We start from the raw sequence: 16614 nt of genomic DNA, 5'->3' as shown, positions 1-16614 counted from the left end.
ACGACATGGTATCGAACACCGAGCATGGCATTGGGCTCAGTCAATGCCCCGTACCATGCCACACAAACACGGTGCTTGGCGATGCACAGAGCTGCCAGAATTTGCTAGACCCAAAAAGCCGAAAGCCCGCATTTACGCGGGCTTCAGGGTGTTTCTTGCTAGTTGGTGCCGGTCAGTGCCGGATGTCCAATCATTCCCACTCAATCGTCGCCGGCGGCTTGCTCGACACGTCGTAAGTGACGCGGGAGATGCCTTCGATTTCGTTGATGATGCGGCCGGAAACGGTTTCCAGCAGTTCGTAAGGCAGGTGTGCCCAACGCGCGGTCATGAAGTCGATGGTTTCCACGGCACGCAGAGCCACGACCCAGGCGTAACGACGGCCGTCGCCGACCACGCCGACCGATTTGACAGGCTGGAACACTACGAACGCCTGGCTGACCTTGTGATACCAATCGGCCTTGCGCAGTTCTTCGATGAAGATGTGGTCGGCGCGACGCAGCAGGTCGGCGTATTCCTTTTTCACTTCACCGAGGATGCGCACACCCAGGCCCGGGCCCGGGAACGGGTGACGGTAGACCATGTCGTACGGCAGGCCCAGTTCCAGGCCCAGACGACGCACTTCATCCTTGAACAGTTCGCGCAGTGGCTCGACCAGTTTCAGGTTCATCTCTTCCGGCAGGCCGCCCACGTTGTGGTGCGACTTGATCACGTGGGCCTTGCCGCTTTTCGCGCCAGCCGACTCGATCACGTCCGGGTAGATGGTGCCCTGAGCCAGGTACTTGATGTTGTCCAGCTTGCAGGATTCGGCATCGAACACGTCGATGAAAGTGCGGCCGATGATCTTGCGCTTCTTTTCCGGGTCGGCTTCGCCGGCCAGGTTGTTGAGGAACTGCTCCTCAGCGTTGGCGCGGATCACCTTGACGCCCATGTTCTCGGCGAACATGGCCATCACTTGCTCGCCTTCGTGCAGACGCAGCAGGCCGTTGTCGACGAAGACGCAGGTCAGTTGATCGCCGATGGCTTTGTGCAGCAGCGCGGCAACCACCGAGGAGTCAACGCCGCCGGACAGGCCCAGCAGCACGTTGTCGGTGCCGACCTGGGCGCGGATGTTGGCGATGGCGTCTTCAGCGATCTTCGACGGCGTCCACAGGGCTTCACAGCCGCAGATGTCGAGCACGAAGCGCGACAGGATGCGCCCGCCCTGCTTGGTGTGGGTCACTTCCGGGTGGAACTGCACGCCATAGTAAGCGCGGTCGTCGTTGAACATACCGGCGATCGGGCAGCTCGGGGTGCTGGCGAGGATGTGGAAGTCTTCCGGCATCTTCGTGACTTTGTCACCGTGGCTCATCCACACGTCGAGGCCGAACAGGCCGTCGGCATCGATGTGGTCTTCGATGCCGTCGAGCAGGCGGCTCTTGCCGACCACGTCAACGCGGGCGTAACCGAACTCACGCAGTTCGGAACCTTCAACCTTGCCGCCCAGTTGCTCGGCCATGGTCTGCATGCCGTAGCAGATGCCGAACACCGGAACGCCGAGGTCGAACACCGCCTGCGGGCAGCGCGGGCTGTTGGCTTCGTGCACGGACTCGGGGCCGCCGGCGAGGATGACGCCTTTAGGGGCGAATTCGCGGATCGCATCTTCGTCCATGTCGAACGGGTGCAGTTCGCAGTACACGCCGATCTCGCGCACGCGGCGGGCAATCAGCTGGGTGTATTGCGAACCGAAGTCGAGGATCAGGATGCGGTGAGCGTGAATGTCGAGGGCCATGACTCATTCTCATGTAGTGAATCAGAAACAACTCGGGGCTGAATGAACAGCCCCGGTGATTTAACGTTTTGCTGGAAGCCTCAACCTACGCGGTAGTTTGGCGCTTCCTTGGTGATCTGCACGTCGTGAACGTGGGACTCGGCCATGCCGGCACCGGTGATCCGCACGAACTCGGGTTTGGTGCGCATTTCTTCGATGTTGGCGCTGCCGGTGTAACCCATCGAGGAACGCAGACCGCCCATCAACTGGTGAATGATCGCGCTCAGGGTGCCTTTGTACGGCACACGGCCTTCGATGCCTTCCGGAACCAGTTTCTCGGCACCTGCCGAGGAGTCCTGGAAGTAACGGTCGGACGAGCCCTGAGCCTGGGACATGGCGCCCAGCGAACCCATGCCGCGATAAGCCTTGTACGAACGGCCCTGGAACAGTTCGATCTCGCCCGGTGCTTCTTCGGTACCGGCGAACATCGAGCCCATCATCACGCAGGACGCACCGGCCACGATGGCCTTGGACAGGTCACCGGAGAAACGGATACCGCCGTCGGCGATCAACGGTACGCCAGTGCCTTCAAGGGCAGCGGCGACGTTGGCGATGGCACTGATTTGCGGTACGCCGACACCGGCGACGATACGGGTGGTGCAGATCGAGCCAGGGCCGATACCGACCTTGACTGCGTCGGCGCCCGCTTCGGCCAGCGCCTTGGCAGCAGCGCCGGTGGCGATGTTGCCGCCGATCACCTGCACTTCAGGGAAGTTCTCTTTGACCCAGCGTACGCGGTCGATCACGCCTTTGGAGTGACCGTGTGCGGTGTCGACCACCACCACGTCCACGCCGGCATTGACCAGTGCAGTCACGCGATCACCGGTGTCTTTACCGGTGCCGACCGCAGCGCCAACGCGCAGACGACCTTGATCGTCCTTGCTGGCCAGCGGGTAGGCCTTGGCTTTTTCGATGTCGTTGACGGTCATCATGCCTTTGAGGGCGAATTTGTCGTCGACGATCAGCACGCGCTCGATGCGGTGCTTGTGCAGCAGTTCACGGACGTCGTTCTTGTCGGCGCCTTCCTTGACCGTGACCAGACGCTCTTTAGGCGTCATCACTTCGCGGACAGTGGCTTCCAGACGGTTTTCGAAACGTACGTCGCGGGAGGTGACGATGCCGACCAGGTCGCCATCGTGCAGGACCGGAACGCCGGAGATATTGTGCAGACGGGTCAGTTCGAACAGATCACGCACCGTGGCATCGGCCTCGATGGTGATTGGATCCTTGACCACACCGGCTTCGAACTTCTTGACCTTGCGCACTTCGGCAGCTTGCTGCTCGATGGTCATGTTCTTGTGGATAATGCCGATGCCACCTTCCTGAGCCATGGCGATTGCCAGACGGGCTTCAGTAACGGTGTCCATGGCGGCAGAAACCAGAGGAATATTCAGTTCGATGCCACGGGTAAGACGGGTCTTGAGACTGACTTCGTTGGGAAGTACCTCGGAATAACCGGGCACTAGGAGAATGTCGTCGAATGTCAGAGCTTCTTGGCTGATACGCAGCATCGCGGGGGCTCCCGAGCGGGAAAATGGAAGCGCGCCATTATAGTCAGACACCCCCTGCTGTTCAATGTAAAACTCAGCCTAATTGATAGATGGAAAAGCCCGGCCCTACAGCTCCACCTTGACCCAAGAGACAGGTTGATCGAGCCAATCGGCGAACTCGTCGATAAAGCTCTGCTTGAACCCCGCCTCCAGCCAATTGTTGAAAATGAAGCCGAGGTTGGAAAACGCGCATTCCTGCAGAAACAGGAAGCCGTTGATGTCGTCCTCATGTCCGCATTCCGGGCAGGTGAAATTGTCGGTGCGGCCTGGAAACCAGTCTTCAAGACTCTCGAACAGCGCCTCGCCCACTTCGCGACGGCACTCGGCGCAACCGGCCTCTTCGAGAAAGCCCTTGGCCGGGGTGTAGATGCAGCGTTTGGTGACGATCTCCAGGCCATTGACCGGCTCGCCGAACGGCAGCGCTTGCGGGTGCAGCACCACGGCGCGAGCACCATCAGCGATGGCGTGGGCCATACGGTTGCCGGTGCGGCCGCAGGTGGTCAATTGTTCTTCGATGATGTTCTTGCGCACCAGCCAGCGCACGATCGCCCGCGCCCGGGGCTCGTGCACCGGCAGGGTGGAGATTTTCGGGACGATAATGCTTTGCGAGTTCATGGTGGAGCCTGCTGCCAGTATTTAAGATTTCCAATGTGGGAGCGAGCCTGCTCGCGAAAGCGCAGTGTCAGGCTGCATTTTTGTTGCTGACCCACCGCATTCGCGAGCAGGCTCGCTCCCACAAGGAACTGCGGCCGGCAGCTTAATCCCTGAAGAAATCCGGTCAAGTGCTGAAATAGCGCACCATCAACGCGATCCCGCTGGCCAGCACCAGCCAAGTCACCAGCCGCACAAACGCCTCGCGCGACAACCTCATGGTCAGCCGCCGGCCGATCCACAAGCCCAGCGCCATGGCCGGCAACAGACACAGCGCCAGCATCAACAAGGGTAGCTCGGCATACACACCGGCGATGACAAACAGACTCAAGCGCACCACGGTGCTGCAACTGATCAAGGCACTTTGCGTGGCCCGCGCCGCGTCCTTGGGCAGGCGGCTGTTCAGATAGATCGCGTAAAGAAAGCCGCCACTGCCAAACAACGCGCCGAACAACCCGCCCACTGTGCCCATCGGCACCGCCCACGCTGCCGACAACTGTGCCGGCCGCGCTTTGACCCACAGGCTGTAAACCGCATAGGCACTGATAAACAGCCCCATCAACAGCAGCAACAGATCGGATTTCAGATTCAGCAGGAAGATCACCCCCAGCGTGCAGCCGATTGCCATGCACGGCAGCAGCCTGAGCAATTCCGGCTTGGCGACGTCGCGCCGCGAGGGCAGCAGATTGCCGAATGCCGCGACAAAATCCAGCAGCACCAGCAACGGCACGATTTTCGATAGCGGCATGAACAGAATCAGCATCGGCCCCGCGACCAGCGCCGTGCCGAAACCGGCGATGCCGAAGACGATGTAGGCCAGGGCAATGGCCAACCCGATGACCGCCCAACCGTCAGCACCCCACGACCACGCCCCCAACAGCTCCATCATGCTCATCGTCCGCATCCTTTATAAGACCGCGCTGACTGTAGCCAGTAGCGGGCAGCACGACCAGATATCAAATTGATCCCATGTGGGAGCGAGCCTGCTCGCGAAGGCGGAGTGTCATTCCCGTTGTTGTCCGCTGACACAATGCTTTCGCGAGCAGGCTCGCTCCCACAGGGTTTTGTGCGGCGTCATGGTGATTGGCGGGCAAATGCCTTTAAACTGCGCCCCATGATTAAAGATCCCTTTGCAAGACTTGGCCTGGACCGTGAAGTCCTGACCGTCAGCCAGCTCAACGGCCGTGCGCGGGTGTTGCTTGAAGACGTGTTCAGCAACATCTGGGTCGAAGGCGAAATCTCCAACCTCGCGCGCCCGGCGTCCGGCCACGTCTATTTCACCCTCAAGGACAGCGGCGCGCAGGTGCGTTGCGCGCTGTTCCGGCAGAACGCCGCGCGGGTGCGTCAGGCGTTGAAGGATGGTCTGGCGGTCAAGGTGCGCGGCAAGGTTTCGCTGTTCGAAGGCCGTGGCGACTATCAGCTGATCCTCGACACCGTGGAGCCGGCCGGTGACGGCGCGCTGCGTCTGGCCTTCGATGCGCTGAAGGAAAAGCTCAGCGCCGAAGGCCTGTTCAGTGCCGAACGCAAAGTGCCGCTGCCCGCGCATCCGCAGCGCATCGGCATCATCAGTTCGCCGACCGGCGCGGTGATTCGCGACATCATCAGCGTATTCCGCCGCCGTGCGCCGCAGGTGCAACTGACCCTGATTCCAACCGCTGTGCAGGGCCGCGAGGCCACCGCGCAGATTGTCCGCGCGCTGAAAATGGCCGATGCCCGTGGCTTCGACGCGCTGATCCTCGCCCGTGGCGGCGGCTCGCTGGAAGACCTCTGGTGCTTCAACGAGGAAGCGGTGGCGCGCGCGGTCGATGCCTGTGTCACGCCGATCGTCAGCGCCGTCGGCCATGAAACCGATGTTTCGATCAGCGATTTTGTCGCCGACGTCCGCGCACCGACGCCCTCGGCCGCCGCCGAACTGCTCGCTCCGGATTCCAGCCATCTGATCCGTCAGGTCGAGAGCCTGCACCGGCGTCTGGTGATGCGCATGCGTGACCGCTTGATGCGTGATCGCCTGCGTCTGGAAGGCATGGCCCGACGGTTGCGCCATCCCGGCGAACGTCTGCGTCAGCAGGCTCAGCGTCTGGATGATCTGGACATGCGCATGCGCCGGGCCTTCGAACGCCATCTCAATACCCGCCGCGAACGCCTGATCCGTCTGGAAACCCGCCTCGCCGGGCAACATCCGGGACGCCAACTGGCGATGCTTCGCCAGCGCCTCGACAGCCTCGCCGAACGTTTGCCCCGAGCCATGCGCGATGCTCTGAAACAGCGTCGTCAGCTATTGCACAGTCAGATGCAGACCCTGCATGTGGTCAGCCCATTGGCGACCCTCGGTCGCGGTTACAGCATCCTGCTCGACGAGCGTGGCCACGCGATCCGCAACGCTGCGCAGACCCACACCGGCCAGCGCCTGAAAGCCAAACTCGGCGAAGGCGAACTGCAAGTGCGCGTCGAGGACAATCACCTGACGCCCGTCACCCTCTCTTTACTGGACTGATCCATGCCGCGTTTTCTCGCTCCGCTGCTGTTGCTCTGCCTGACCTTCAACGCCCACGCCGACAGTTACATCACTCGGCTGCTGAACAAACCGGTGCCGGGCGGCGTCGCCGTGGTGGATCTGGGCACCGCCGCGCAGGCGCCGAAAGCCACCTATCAAGGCAAACCGGTGCTGGTGGTCAAAGAGCAGAACAACTGGCTGGCGATCGTCGGCGTGCCGCTGACGGTCAAACCTGGCGCGCAGCAGATCAGCAGTGGCGGGCGCAACTTGCCGTTTACCGTGGGCAGCAAGAAATACCCGGAACAGCACATCACCCTGAAGAACAAACAGCAGGTCAATCCGAACGCCGACAACCTCAAGCGCATTGAGGGTGAACTGGCGGAACAGATCGCGGCTTATCGCAGTTTCAGCCCGAACACGCCGAGCAATCTGCTGCTGGACAAACCGGTCAACGGGCCGCTGTCGAGCAAGTTCGGTGTGCGTCGTTTCTTCAACGGCGAAGAGCGCAATCCTCACGCCGGCCTCGATTTCGCAGTGCCGGCGGGCACGCCCATCAAGACCCCGGCGGCGGGCAAGGTGATTCTGATCGGCAATTACTTCTTCAACGGCAACACGGTGTTCGTTGACCACGGCCAAGGCTTTATCAGCATGTTCTGCCACATGTCGAAGATCGACGTGAAGAACGGCCAGCAACTGGCCCGTGGCGCGGTGGTCGGCAAGGTCGGCGCGACCGGCCGCGCGACCGGGCCGCATATGCACTGGAACGTCAGCCTGAATGACGCGCGGGTAGATCCGGCGATTTTCATTGGTGCCTTCCAACCTTGAATATGTGTTGAGGCGACCGGCCTTTTCGCGAGCAGGCTCGCTCCCACACTGGATCTTGTTCACAACAAAGATCCCCTGTGGGAGCGAGCCTGCTCGCGAAGGCGGCCTATAAAACACCGCCATACTCAATGATTCTCGAAAAAACTCAATTGCGCCCCAATCTAGCCTTACGCAAACATCAACAACTTCCACCGCCTTAAGCGCAATAAATTCCTGCAAAATCCCGCTTTCCGGGTATTCCTCTCAATTTTTTCCGACTGCTTGCCATCCTTTCCCCTCGCGGTTAGGGTTGAAGCCATGAAAACCTCTCACACCCTCATTCAGCTTCGCCAGCACCGCAGCCTGTGCCTCGTCAGCGCACGACTGCCAGGCTGAATCGCTGCGCCTCGTCCCACGCTTTTCCAAGAACATTCGTTCAACCGGCAGGCCGCCTCTTTTCGGCCCAGACAACAAGGAATTTCCCGATGAGCATGCTCAAAGACCCGTCTTCGAAATACCGCGCGTTTCCCGTCATCAACCTGCCGGATCGCACATGGCCGTCGAAGACCATCGACGCCGCGCCGATCTGGTGCAGCTCCGACCTGCGTGACGGCAACCAGTCGCTGATCGAGCCAATGGACGCGGCGAAGAAGCTGCGCTTCTGGAAAACCCTGGTGCAGGTGGGCGTGAAGGAGATCGAAGCGTCGTTCCCGGCCGCGTCGCAAACCGACTTCGACTTCGTGCGTACGCTGATCGAGGAAGGCCACATCCCGGACGACACCACCATTCAAGTGCTGACCCAGGGCCGTGAAGACCTGATCGAGCGCACCTTCGAATCCCTGCGCGGGGCGAAGAAAGCCATCGTTCACCTGTACAACGCCACCTCGCCTTCTTTCCGTCGCATCGTCTTCAACCAGGACAAGGACGGTATCAAGGCCATCGCCGTCAACGCTGCCAAGCTGTTCGTCAAATACGCGGCCATGCAGCCGGAGACCGAGTGGACCTTCGAATACTCGCCGGAAACCTTCAGCGCTACCGAGCTGGAATTCGCCAAGGAAGTCTGCGACGCCGTGATCGAGGTGTGGAACCCGACGCCTGAGCACAAGATGATTCTCAACCTGCCGGCCACGGTTGAATGCGCGACGCCGAACGTCTACGCCGACCAGATCGAATGGTTTGGTCGCAACATCAACCGTCGTGACAGCGTGATCATCAGCCTGCACACCCACAACGACCGGGGCACCGGCGTCGCGGCCACCGAGCTGGGCCTGATGGCCGGCGCCGATCGCGTCGAAGGCTGCCTGTTCGGCAACGGCGAGCGCACCGGCAACGTCGACCTCGTCACCGTCGCGCTGAACATGTACACCCAGGGCGTCGACCCTGAGCTGGACTTCTCCGACATCGACGGCGTGCGCAAGGTCGTCGAAGAGTGCAACCAGATCCAGGTGCACCCGCGTCATCCGTACGTTGGCGACCTGGTTCACACCGCGTTCTCCGGCTCGCACCAGGACGCAATCCGCAAGGGCTTCGCCCAGCAGAAACCGGACACCCTGTGGGAAGTGCCGTACCTGCCGATCGACCCGGCCGACATCGGTCGCAGCTACGAGGCGGTGATCCGCGTCAACAGCCAGTCGGGCAAGGGCGGCATCGCTTACTTGCTGGAGCAGGAGTACGGCATCAGCCTGCCACGGCGCATGCAGATCGAGTTCAGCCAGGTCGTGCAGCGTGAGACCGACCGTTTGGGCCTGGAGATGACGGCCAAGCAGATTCACTCGCTGTTGATCAGCGAATACCTGCAGGCCAACACTCCGTATGCGCTCGTCAGCCATCGTCTGCAGGAAGAAAACGGCAACAGCGCCGTCGAAGTGGAAGTGGCCAGCAAAGGTCAGGGCGAAACCAACCTGCACTGGCGCGGCAAGGGCAACGGCGCGCTGGAAGCGCTGGTCGCCGGCCTGCCGATTCCGGTGGAAATCATGGACTACAACGAACACGCGATCGGCGCAGGCACCAATGCCAAAGCGGCGGCCTATATCGAATTGCGGGTGAACGGTGAACGTGCGGTGCACGGCGTGGGTATCGATGAAAACATCACCACGGCGAGTTTCAAGGCACTGTTCAGCGCGCTGAACCGCTCGCTGAGCCAGCCAGAGGCGAAAGCGGCGTAATCCGACCACTGAAATGCGAAGGCCCCGGAGTGTGAGCTCCGGGGCCTTTTTTTGTAGATCAAAGGATGCGATCGTTCCCATGCTCCGCGTGGGAATGCCTCAAGGGACGCTCCGCGTCCAGTGACGCGGAGCGTCACGGGCTGCATTCCCACGCAGAGCGTGGGAACGATCGGCTGCGTTAGGTGAACTCGAAAGTGTCGGCATCCAGGTTCGCCGGAAAGCGCTCGCGATATGCAGCCAACGGCGCCGCTTCCAGAATCACCTTGAACACGCCATCCGCCTCCCCCGCCGCCAGCAACGTCTCGCCCTGGAAATCCAGCACCTGACTGTCGCCGGTATAGGCGAAGCCTTTGCCATCGCTGCCCACCCGATTTACCGCTGCCACGTAGCAGAGATTTTCAATCGCTCGTGCCGGCAGCAGGCGGTTCCAGTGCAGACGCCGTGCGCCCGGCCAGTTGGCGGTGTACAGCAGCAGATCGGTGTCCTGCGCGTCGCGGCTCCACACCGGGAAACGCAGGTCGTAGCAGATCAGCGGACGAATCCGCCAGCCCTTGAGCTCGAACTGCACCTGACGCTCGCCCGGCGTGTAATGGTTGTGCTCGCCGGCCATACGAAACAGGTGACGCTTGTCGTAATGCAGCACTTCGCCGTCCGGCCGCGCCCAGAGCAAGCGGTTGCGATGGCTGCCGTCAGCCGCCTGGATGATCACGCTGCCAGTGATGACCGCATCGAACTTCGCTGCCTGCGTCCGCAGCCATTTGCTGGTCGGGCCGTTTTCCGCCTCGGCGAGGGTTTCCGACTCCATGGAAAAACCGGTGGTGAACATCTCCGGCAGGATAATCAGATCGGCGCCACGGGCCTGCTCCAGCAGCAGCTCAAAATGCTCGAGGTTGGCCTGACGGTCGTGCCAGGCCAGGCTGGTCTGGATCAGCGCCAGAGTCAGGTCTGGCAATGCACTCAGATCACGCATAGTTTCGCCGCCGCTTCACGCAGCGTCTCCTCGCGTTTGGCAAAGCACAGGCGTATCAGGCGCTGGCCTTGCGGTGGATTCTGGTAGAACACCGACACCGGAATGCTCGCGACACCGTGCTCGCGGGTCATCCACATGGCCATGTCGACATCATTCAGATCAGGACGGATCTGCGAATAATCGACCAACTGGAAATAGGTGCCGCTGACCCGGGTGAAGCTGAATCGCGACGGCGCAAGCAGATCGCAGAACAGATCGCGCTTGGCCTGATAGAAACCCGGCAGCTCTTCAACGTGTTCCGGGTGCTCGGCCATGTAATCGGCCAGCGCGTATTGCAGCGGCGTGACGCCACAGAAACTGACGTACTGATGCACCTTGCGCAGTTCGGCTGTCAGGGCTGGCGGGGCGACGACATAGCCGGTTTTCCAGCCGGTGACGTGGTACGTCTTGCCGAACGAACTGACCACGAACGCGCGCTGATACAACTCTTCATGGGCCAGCACGCTGACATGCGGCACGCCGTCGAAAACCAAGTGCTCGTAGACTTCGTCGCTGATCAGATAGATGTCGCGATCGCGGATCAACGCCGCCAGTTGATCGAGCTCGGCGCGGCTGATCAATGCGCCGCTGGGGTTGTGCGGGGTGTTGATGACGATCATTTTCGTGCGCGGGCTCAGGGCCGCTGCGAGTTGATCGAAATCGATGGAGAAATCGTCCGGATTCAGCTGCACATGCACGCAACGACCACCCGCCAATTCTGTCGCCGGTGCGTAGCTGTCGTAGCACGGATCGAAGACGATGACTTCATCGCCGCTGTGAATCACTGCCTGAATCGCGCAGAAGATTGCCTGAGTCGCACCGGGCGTTACCGTCACTTCATGATCGGCATCGACTGTCACGCCATAGCTGCGCGCGATCTTGGCCGCGATCTGCTGACGCAACGCCGGCAAACCGGTCATCGGCGAATACTGGTTATGGCCACTGGCGATATGCCGCCCGACCGCATCACGCAACGACTGCGGGCCGTCGAAATCCGGGAAACCCTGGGACAGGTTGATCGCGCCGGTCTGCGCCGCGAGCTGAGACATCTGCGTGAAAATATTGATGCCGACATTCGGCAGCTTGCTGGTGATCATCGGGGGTTCTCTGCTCAACACCCGGCTCTGACGACGGCGCGGGAGAGCCCGAGGATAGCCCATCCGGCGCCCATAAAAAAAGGGCGCCAAACGGCGCCCTTCTCTCATTGAACAAACCCAATCCTGTGGCGAGGGGATTTATCCCCGTTCCGGCTGCGAAGCAGTCGCAAACCCGTTGAATGCGGTTTGACTGATACACCGCGGACACAGGTTTTGGGGCTGCTGCGCAGCCCATCGGGGATAAATCCCCTCGCCACAAAAGCCCCACACAAAATTGTGCAGGGCCTCGGATCACTTCTTGTCGCGGCGCTTCTTGCTGGCTTTCTTGTTGTGCGACATCAAGCGACGCTTCTTGTTGACCTGGCGGTCGGTCAGCGTGTTCTTGTTGCCTTCGTACGGGTTCTCGCCGCCCTTGAACTCGATGCGGATCGGCGTACCGACCAGCTTGAGTACACGACGGTAAGTGTTCTCCAGATAGCGCACGTACGACTTCGGCACTTTCTCGATCTGGTTACCGTGGATCACGATGATCGGCGGGTTCGCACCACCCAAGTGAGCGTAACGCAGCTTGATCCGGCGGTTGTTGACCATTGGCGGCGCGTGCTCGCCCACCGCATCTTCCAGAATCTGGGTCAGACGGTTGGTCGGCCAGCGGGTAACAGCGGACTTGAACGAGTTCTGCACCGAAGCGTAGAGGTTGCCCACGCCCGTGCCGTGCAACGCCGAGATGAAGTGAATGTCGGCGTAGTCGACGAAGAACAGACGACGTTGCAGCTCGACTTTCACAAAGTCGCGCTCGCTCGGCGTCATGCCATCCCACTTGTTGATCGCGATGACCAGCGCACGACCGGATTCGATCGCGAAGCCCAGCAGGTTCAGGTCGTGATCGACCACACCCTCGCGGGCGTCCATCACGAAGATCACCACGTTGGCGTCTTTGATCGCCTGCAGGGTTTTGACCACGGAGAATTTTTCGACTTCTTCGTGGATCTTGCCGCGCTTGCGCACACCGGCGGTGTCGATCAGCGTGTACTTCTCTTCATTGCGCTCGAACGGAATGTAGATGCTGTCGCGGGTGGTGCCAGGCTGGTCGTACACGATGACCCGGTCTTCACCAAGCATGCGGTTGACCAGGGTCGACTTGCCGACGTTCGGACGACCGATGATGGCGATCTTGATCCCGTCTTTTTCGCTCGGACCAGGAATGCGCTTGGCTTCCTCGCCTTCGGCAACGACTTCTTCCTCTTCACCTTCAGCCGGCTCGTCATCATCGCGCGGGAATTCGCTCAGGGCGGCTTCCAGCAGTTGCGTGATACCACGGCCGTGGGCGCCGGCGATCGGGATCGCGTGGCCCATGCCCAGCGGGGCGAATTCGGCGCGGGCCATTTCCGGGTCGATATTGTCGACCTTGTTGGCAACCACGTGGGAACGCTTGTTACGTTTGCGCAAATGCTCGGCGATCATCTGGTCGGCAGCGGTAAAACCGGCCTTGGCATCTACCAGAAACAGCACCACATCGGCTTCTTCGATGGCCAGCAGCGACTGCTCGGCCATTTTTTCGTCCATACCATGTTCGTCACCGGAGATACCGCCGGTGTCGATCAGAATGTAGGAACGCCCTTGCCACTTGGCCTCACCGTACTGGCGATCACGGGTCAGACCGGACAGGTCGCCGACGATGGCGTCACGAGTCCTGGTCAGGCGGTTGAACAAGGTGGACTTGCCGACGTTCGGTCGGCCCACCAGGGCGATTACGGGAACCATGCGGCTCTCCACTTCGTTATTTCAGAAAATACAAAAGCCGCTGCGAGGCAGCGGCTGGTGCTCGGGGCAACACCCGGGGGCGCTGCAAACCCTGCTGATGCAGGGCCGCTTGGGGATGAACCCCAAGCATAGTTGTTACTTGATGGTCAGGGCTTCCAGTTTGCCGCTGTTGCCATACACATAAATCGTGTCGCCCACCACCAGCGGACGGGCACGCAGGCCGTCGCTGTCGATGCGCTCACGGCCGACGAAACGACCGTCGACCTGACTCAGCAGATGCAGATAACCTTCCAGGTCACCCACAGCTACGTAGCTGGAGAACACTTCCGGTGCCGACAGTTGACGGCGAGCCAGCGAGTCGTTGCTCCACAGTGCGGTGGTCGAACGCTCATCGACGCCTTCAACGGTGCCCGAGGACAGGCTCACGTAGACGCTGCCGAAACCCTGAGCGATACCGGCGTAGCTCGACGCATCGCGCTGCCACAGTTGACGACCGCTTTCCAGGTCCAGTGCCGCAACGCGCCCCTGATAGCTGGCCACGTACAGCGTGCCGCCCGACAGCAGCAGACCGCCGTCGATGTCGACGACGCGCTCCAGCTCCGAACGACCTTGTGGAATGGCGATGCGTTGTTCCCACACCGGCACGCCGTTGGAGATGTCCAGCGCGACCACTTTACCGGTCGACAGGCCAGCTACGGCCAGACGGTTGGTGACCAGCGGAGCACTGGTGCCACGCAGGGTCAGGACCGCCGGGGTGCTGTCATACACCCAGCGCTGGTTGCCGGTGGCAGCGTCCAGACCGATCAGACGATCGTCCTGGGTCTGCACCACCACCACGTCGCCATTGTTGGCCGGCGGCGCGAGCACTTCACTGTTGACGCGGGCACGCCACTTCTCTTCACCGTTGCTGGTGTCCAGAGCGACGACTTCGCCACGCAGCGTACCGATCAGTACCAGACCGTAACCCACGCCGACGGCGCCGGAGACAGGCAGTTCCAGATCCTGGTCCCACTTCACGTCGCCGTTGCTGCGATCCAGCGCCATCACCACACCAGTCACATCGGCGGCGTAGATGGTGTCACCGTCGATCGCCGGCACCAGCATGTTGTAGGTTTCGCCCTGACCGTCACCGATCGAGCGGCTCCACTGCTTCTGCAGAACGACTTCTTCTTTGAAGTCGGTCAGTTCGGCCGGTGGCAATTCTTTCTTGCTGTTGCTGCTGCAACCCGCGGCCAGAAGGGCCAGAGCCAGCAATGCTGCATGCTTCCAACGGATCACGTCACGCATCCCCTTTGGCCAGGTCGTCGAGCTTGATTTGAAGGCCACCGACCGCCGCTTCATCCGACAGTGCCGCCTTGGCTTTTTGATACGCCTTGTTCGCGTCATCGGTACGGCCCAAGCGCACCAGCAGGTCGCCCTTGAGTTCTTCGCGAGTGGCCAGGAACGCTTTGTCGGCATCGCCGTCGAGCAGTTTCAGGGCGTCTTCGGCCTTGTCCTGCGCGCCCAGCACCTGCGCCAGACGCTGACGGGCGATTTCGCCCAGCGCCGGGTTGGCCGGTTTGTCGACGATGGCTTTGAGTTCGGTTGCCGCGTCGTCCAGCTTGCCGCTGTCGACCGCCACTTTGGCGACGAACAGGCTGCCGTATTGCGCATAGGCAGAACCGCCGTACTCGCTGTTGAGCTTGCCGGCCAGATCCGCAACGCGGGCGGCATCAGGCTTGCCGTCAGGCGTCAGCGTGGTTTCCAGCAATTGCTGATAGAGCACCGAGGCGCCTTGCGACTGGTTGCTCTGGTACTTGTGCCAGGCCTGCCAGCCGAACACGATGACCAGCGCCAACAGGCCGCCGGTGACCAGAGGTTTGCCGTTGCGTGTCCACCAGTCCTTCAAATCCGCCAACTGTTCGTCTTCGGTACTCGACACCCCAATACTCCTTAATCGCTAAATCGGCTGTTAAGACAGCTTCAACCCTGCACGACGCAGGTGGCCAGGTGAGCGGCAAGCGCATCCCAGGCAATGCTTTGTTGTTCGCCCTGGCCACGCAGGGGTTTGAAACCTACCACTTGCTGGGCCATTTCGTCGTCACCGAGGATCAATGCGTACAGCGCACCGCTCTTGTCGGCCTTCTTGAACTGGCTTTTGAAACTGCCGGCGCCGGCATTGACTTGCAGGCGCAGGTTTGGAAGTTCATCGCGAACCCGTTCGGCCAGGGCCAGACCGGCCAGCTCGGCCTCTTCACCGAAGGCGCAGAGGTAGACGTCGACCTGACGGGAAATTTCCTGCGGAATCTGCTCAAGGGTTTCGAGCATCAATACCAGACGCTCGATGCCCATGGCGAAACCGACGCCCGGGGTCGGCTTGCCGCCCATCTGCTCGACCAGACCGTCGTAACGGCCGCCCGCGCACACGGTGCCCTGGGCGCCGAGCTTGTCGGTGACCCATTCGAAAACGGTTTTGCTGTAGTAATCGAGGCCACGCACCAGTTTCGGGTTGAGCACGTAAGGAATGCCGACGGCATCCAGACGCGCCTTCAGGCCTTCGAAGTGAGCGCGGGACTCGTCGTCGAGGTAATCGGCCATTTTCGGCGCATCGACCAGCACGGCCTGAGTGTCGGCATTTTTCGTGTCGAGCACGCGCAGCGGGTTCGTTTTCAGGCGACGCTGGCTGTCTTCATCGAGCTTGTCGTGGTGCGCCGAGAGGTACTCGACCAGCGCTTCACGATAGCGACCACGGGATTCGCTGGTGCCGAGGCTGTTGAGTTCGAGCTTGACCGCATCACGAATGCCCAGCTCGCCCCACAGGCGCCAGGTCATGATGATCAGCTCGGCGTCGATGTCCGGACCGTCGAGGTTGAACACTTCCAGACCGATCTGGTGAAACTGACGATAACGGCCTTTCTGCGGACGCTCGTGGCGGAACATCGGGCCGATGTACCAGAGTTTCTGCACCTGACCACCGCCGGTGATGCCGTGCTCAAGCACTGCACGCACGCACGCCGCAGTGCCTTCCGGACGCAGGGTCAGCGAGTCGCCGTTGCGGTCTTCGAATGTGTACATCTCTTTTTCGACGATATCGGTGACTTCGCCGATCGAGCGCTTGAACAGCTCGGTGAACTCGACGATCGGCATGCGGATCTGCTTGTAACCGTAGTTATCCAGCAGACGCGCCACAGTGCCTTCGAAATAACGCCACAGCGGGGTCTGTTCGGGCAGGATGTCGTTCATGCCACGAATGGCTTGCAGAGACTTGCTCACAAAATTTCCTTAATTCGTTCG

13 protein-coding genes are annotated in these 16614 nt (G+C 61.0%); 3 read left to right on the top strand and 10 right to left on the bottom strand.

Translation table 11 applies throughout. The features are described from left to right. Positions 1 to 190: 190 nt before the first annotated feature. The 4 genes from guaA to AB4N48_RS03110 form a co-directional block, all read right to left on the bottom strand. Positions 191 to 1768, bottom strand: a complete 1578-nt coding sequence (gene guaA / locus AB4N48_RS03125) for a glutamine-hydrolyzing GMP synthase (RefSeq protein WP_016773344.1) — start codon at positions 1766 to 1768, stop codon at positions 191 to 193. 80 nt (positions 1769 to 1848) lie between these two features. Next, positions 1849 to 3318, bottom strand: coding sequence for an IMP dehydrogenase (gene guaB / locus AB4N48_RS03120; protein WP_016773343.1), 1470 nt, complete (start codon positions 3316 to 3318; stop codon positions 1849 to 1851). Between the two features lie 105 nt (positions 3319 to 3423). Further along, on the bottom strand, positions 3424 to 3972 hold the full coding sequence (locus tag AB4N48_RS03115; protein WP_041479923.1) for a sugar ABC transporter ATPase: 549 nt from the start codon (positions 3970 to 3972) through the stop codon (positions 3424 to 3426). 163 nt (positions 3973 to 4135) lie between these two features. Beyond that, entirely contained in the window at positions 4136 to 4903 is a 768-nt protein-coding gene (locus AB4N48_RS03110) for a sulfite exporter TauE/SafE family protein (protein ID WP_460094780.1), read from the bottom strand. Between the two features lie 219 nt (positions 4904 to 5122). Between AB4N48_RS03110 and xseA the strand changes: the two genes are divergently transcribed. The 3 genes from xseA (at position 5123) to leuA (ending at position 9471) form a co-directional block, all read left to right on the top strand. Beyond that, positions 5123 to 6502, top strand: coding sequence for an exodeoxyribonuclease VII large subunit (gene xseA / locus AB4N48_RS03105; RefSeq protein ID WP_252882629.1), 1380 nt, complete (start codon positions 5123 to 5125; stop codon positions 6500 to 6502). A gap of 3 nt (positions 6503 to 6505) precedes the next feature. Further along, positions 6506 to 7327: a peptidoglycan DD-metalloendopeptidase family protein gene (locus AB4N48_RS03100; RefSeq protein WP_083353522.1), complete on the top strand. Its 822-nt coding sequence runs from the start codon at positions 6506 to 6508 to the stop codon at positions 7325 to 7327. A 464-nt stretch (positions 7328 to 7791) separates the two neighbouring features. Then, positions 7792 to 9471: a 2-isopropylmalate synthase gene (gene leuA / locus AB4N48_RS03095; protein ID WP_016773339.1), complete on the top strand. Its 1680-nt coding sequence runs from the start codon at positions 7792 to 7794 to the stop codon at positions 9469 to 9471. Positions 9472 to 9649: 178 nt separating this feature from the next. Here the strand turns inward: leuA and AB4N48_RS03090 are convergent, their stop codons facing one another. The 6 genes from AB4N48_RS03090 to hisS form a co-directional block, all read right to left on the bottom strand. Next, positions 9650 to 10441: an amidohydrolase gene (locus AB4N48_RS03090; RefSeq protein ID WP_130926439.1), complete on the bottom strand. Its 792-nt coding sequence runs from the start codon at positions 10439 to 10441 to the stop codon at positions 9650 to 9652. After that, on the bottom strand, positions 10429 to 11577 hold the full coding sequence (locus AB4N48_RS03085; protein ID WP_460094778.1) for a pyridoxal phosphate-dependent aminotransferase: 1149 nt from the start codon (positions 11575 to 11577) through the stop codon (positions 10429 to 10431). The genes AB4N48_RS03090 and AB4N48_RS03085 overlap by 13 nt, the downstream gene beginning before the upstream one ends. Before the next feature lie 291 nt (positions 11578 to 11868). Continuing rightward, positions 11869 to 13341 (bottom strand): ribosome biogenesis GTPase Der, encoded by a 1473-nt coding sequence (gene der / locus AB4N48_RS03080; protein WP_024014210.1) that lies wholly within the window; start codon positions 13339 to 13341, stop codon positions 11869 to 11871. A 135-nt stretch (positions 13342 to 13476) separates the two neighbouring features. Further along, positions 13477 to 14628: an outer membrane protein assembly factor BamB gene (gene bamB / locus AB4N48_RS03075; RefSeq protein ID WP_016773335.1), complete on the bottom strand. Its 1152-nt coding sequence runs from the start codon at positions 14626 to 14628 to the stop codon at positions 13477 to 13479. Continuing rightward, positions 14621 to 15262, bottom strand: a complete 642-nt coding sequence (locus AB4N48_RS03070; protein ID WP_056790153.1) for a tetratricopeptide repeat protein — start codon at positions 15260 to 15262, stop codon at positions 14621 to 14623. The genes bamB and AB4N48_RS03070 overlap by 8 nt, the downstream gene beginning before the upstream one ends. A gap of 41 nt (positions 15263 to 15303) precedes the next feature. Then, positions 15304 to 16593 carry a histidine--tRNA ligase gene (gene hisS, locus AB4N48_RS03065; protein WP_024014212.1) on the bottom strand — a complete coding sequence of 430 codons (1290 nt, stop codon included), beginning with the start codon at positions 16591 to 16593 and terminating at the stop codon, positions 15304 to 15306. Positions 16594 to 16614 lie beyond the last annotated feature (21 nt).

Source organism: Pseudomonas sp. S2_C11, from assembly GCF_054668395.1.
The sequence above is the reverse complement of the archived record's forward strand: the minus strand, read 5'-3'. Positions and strand labels throughout refer to the sequence as shown.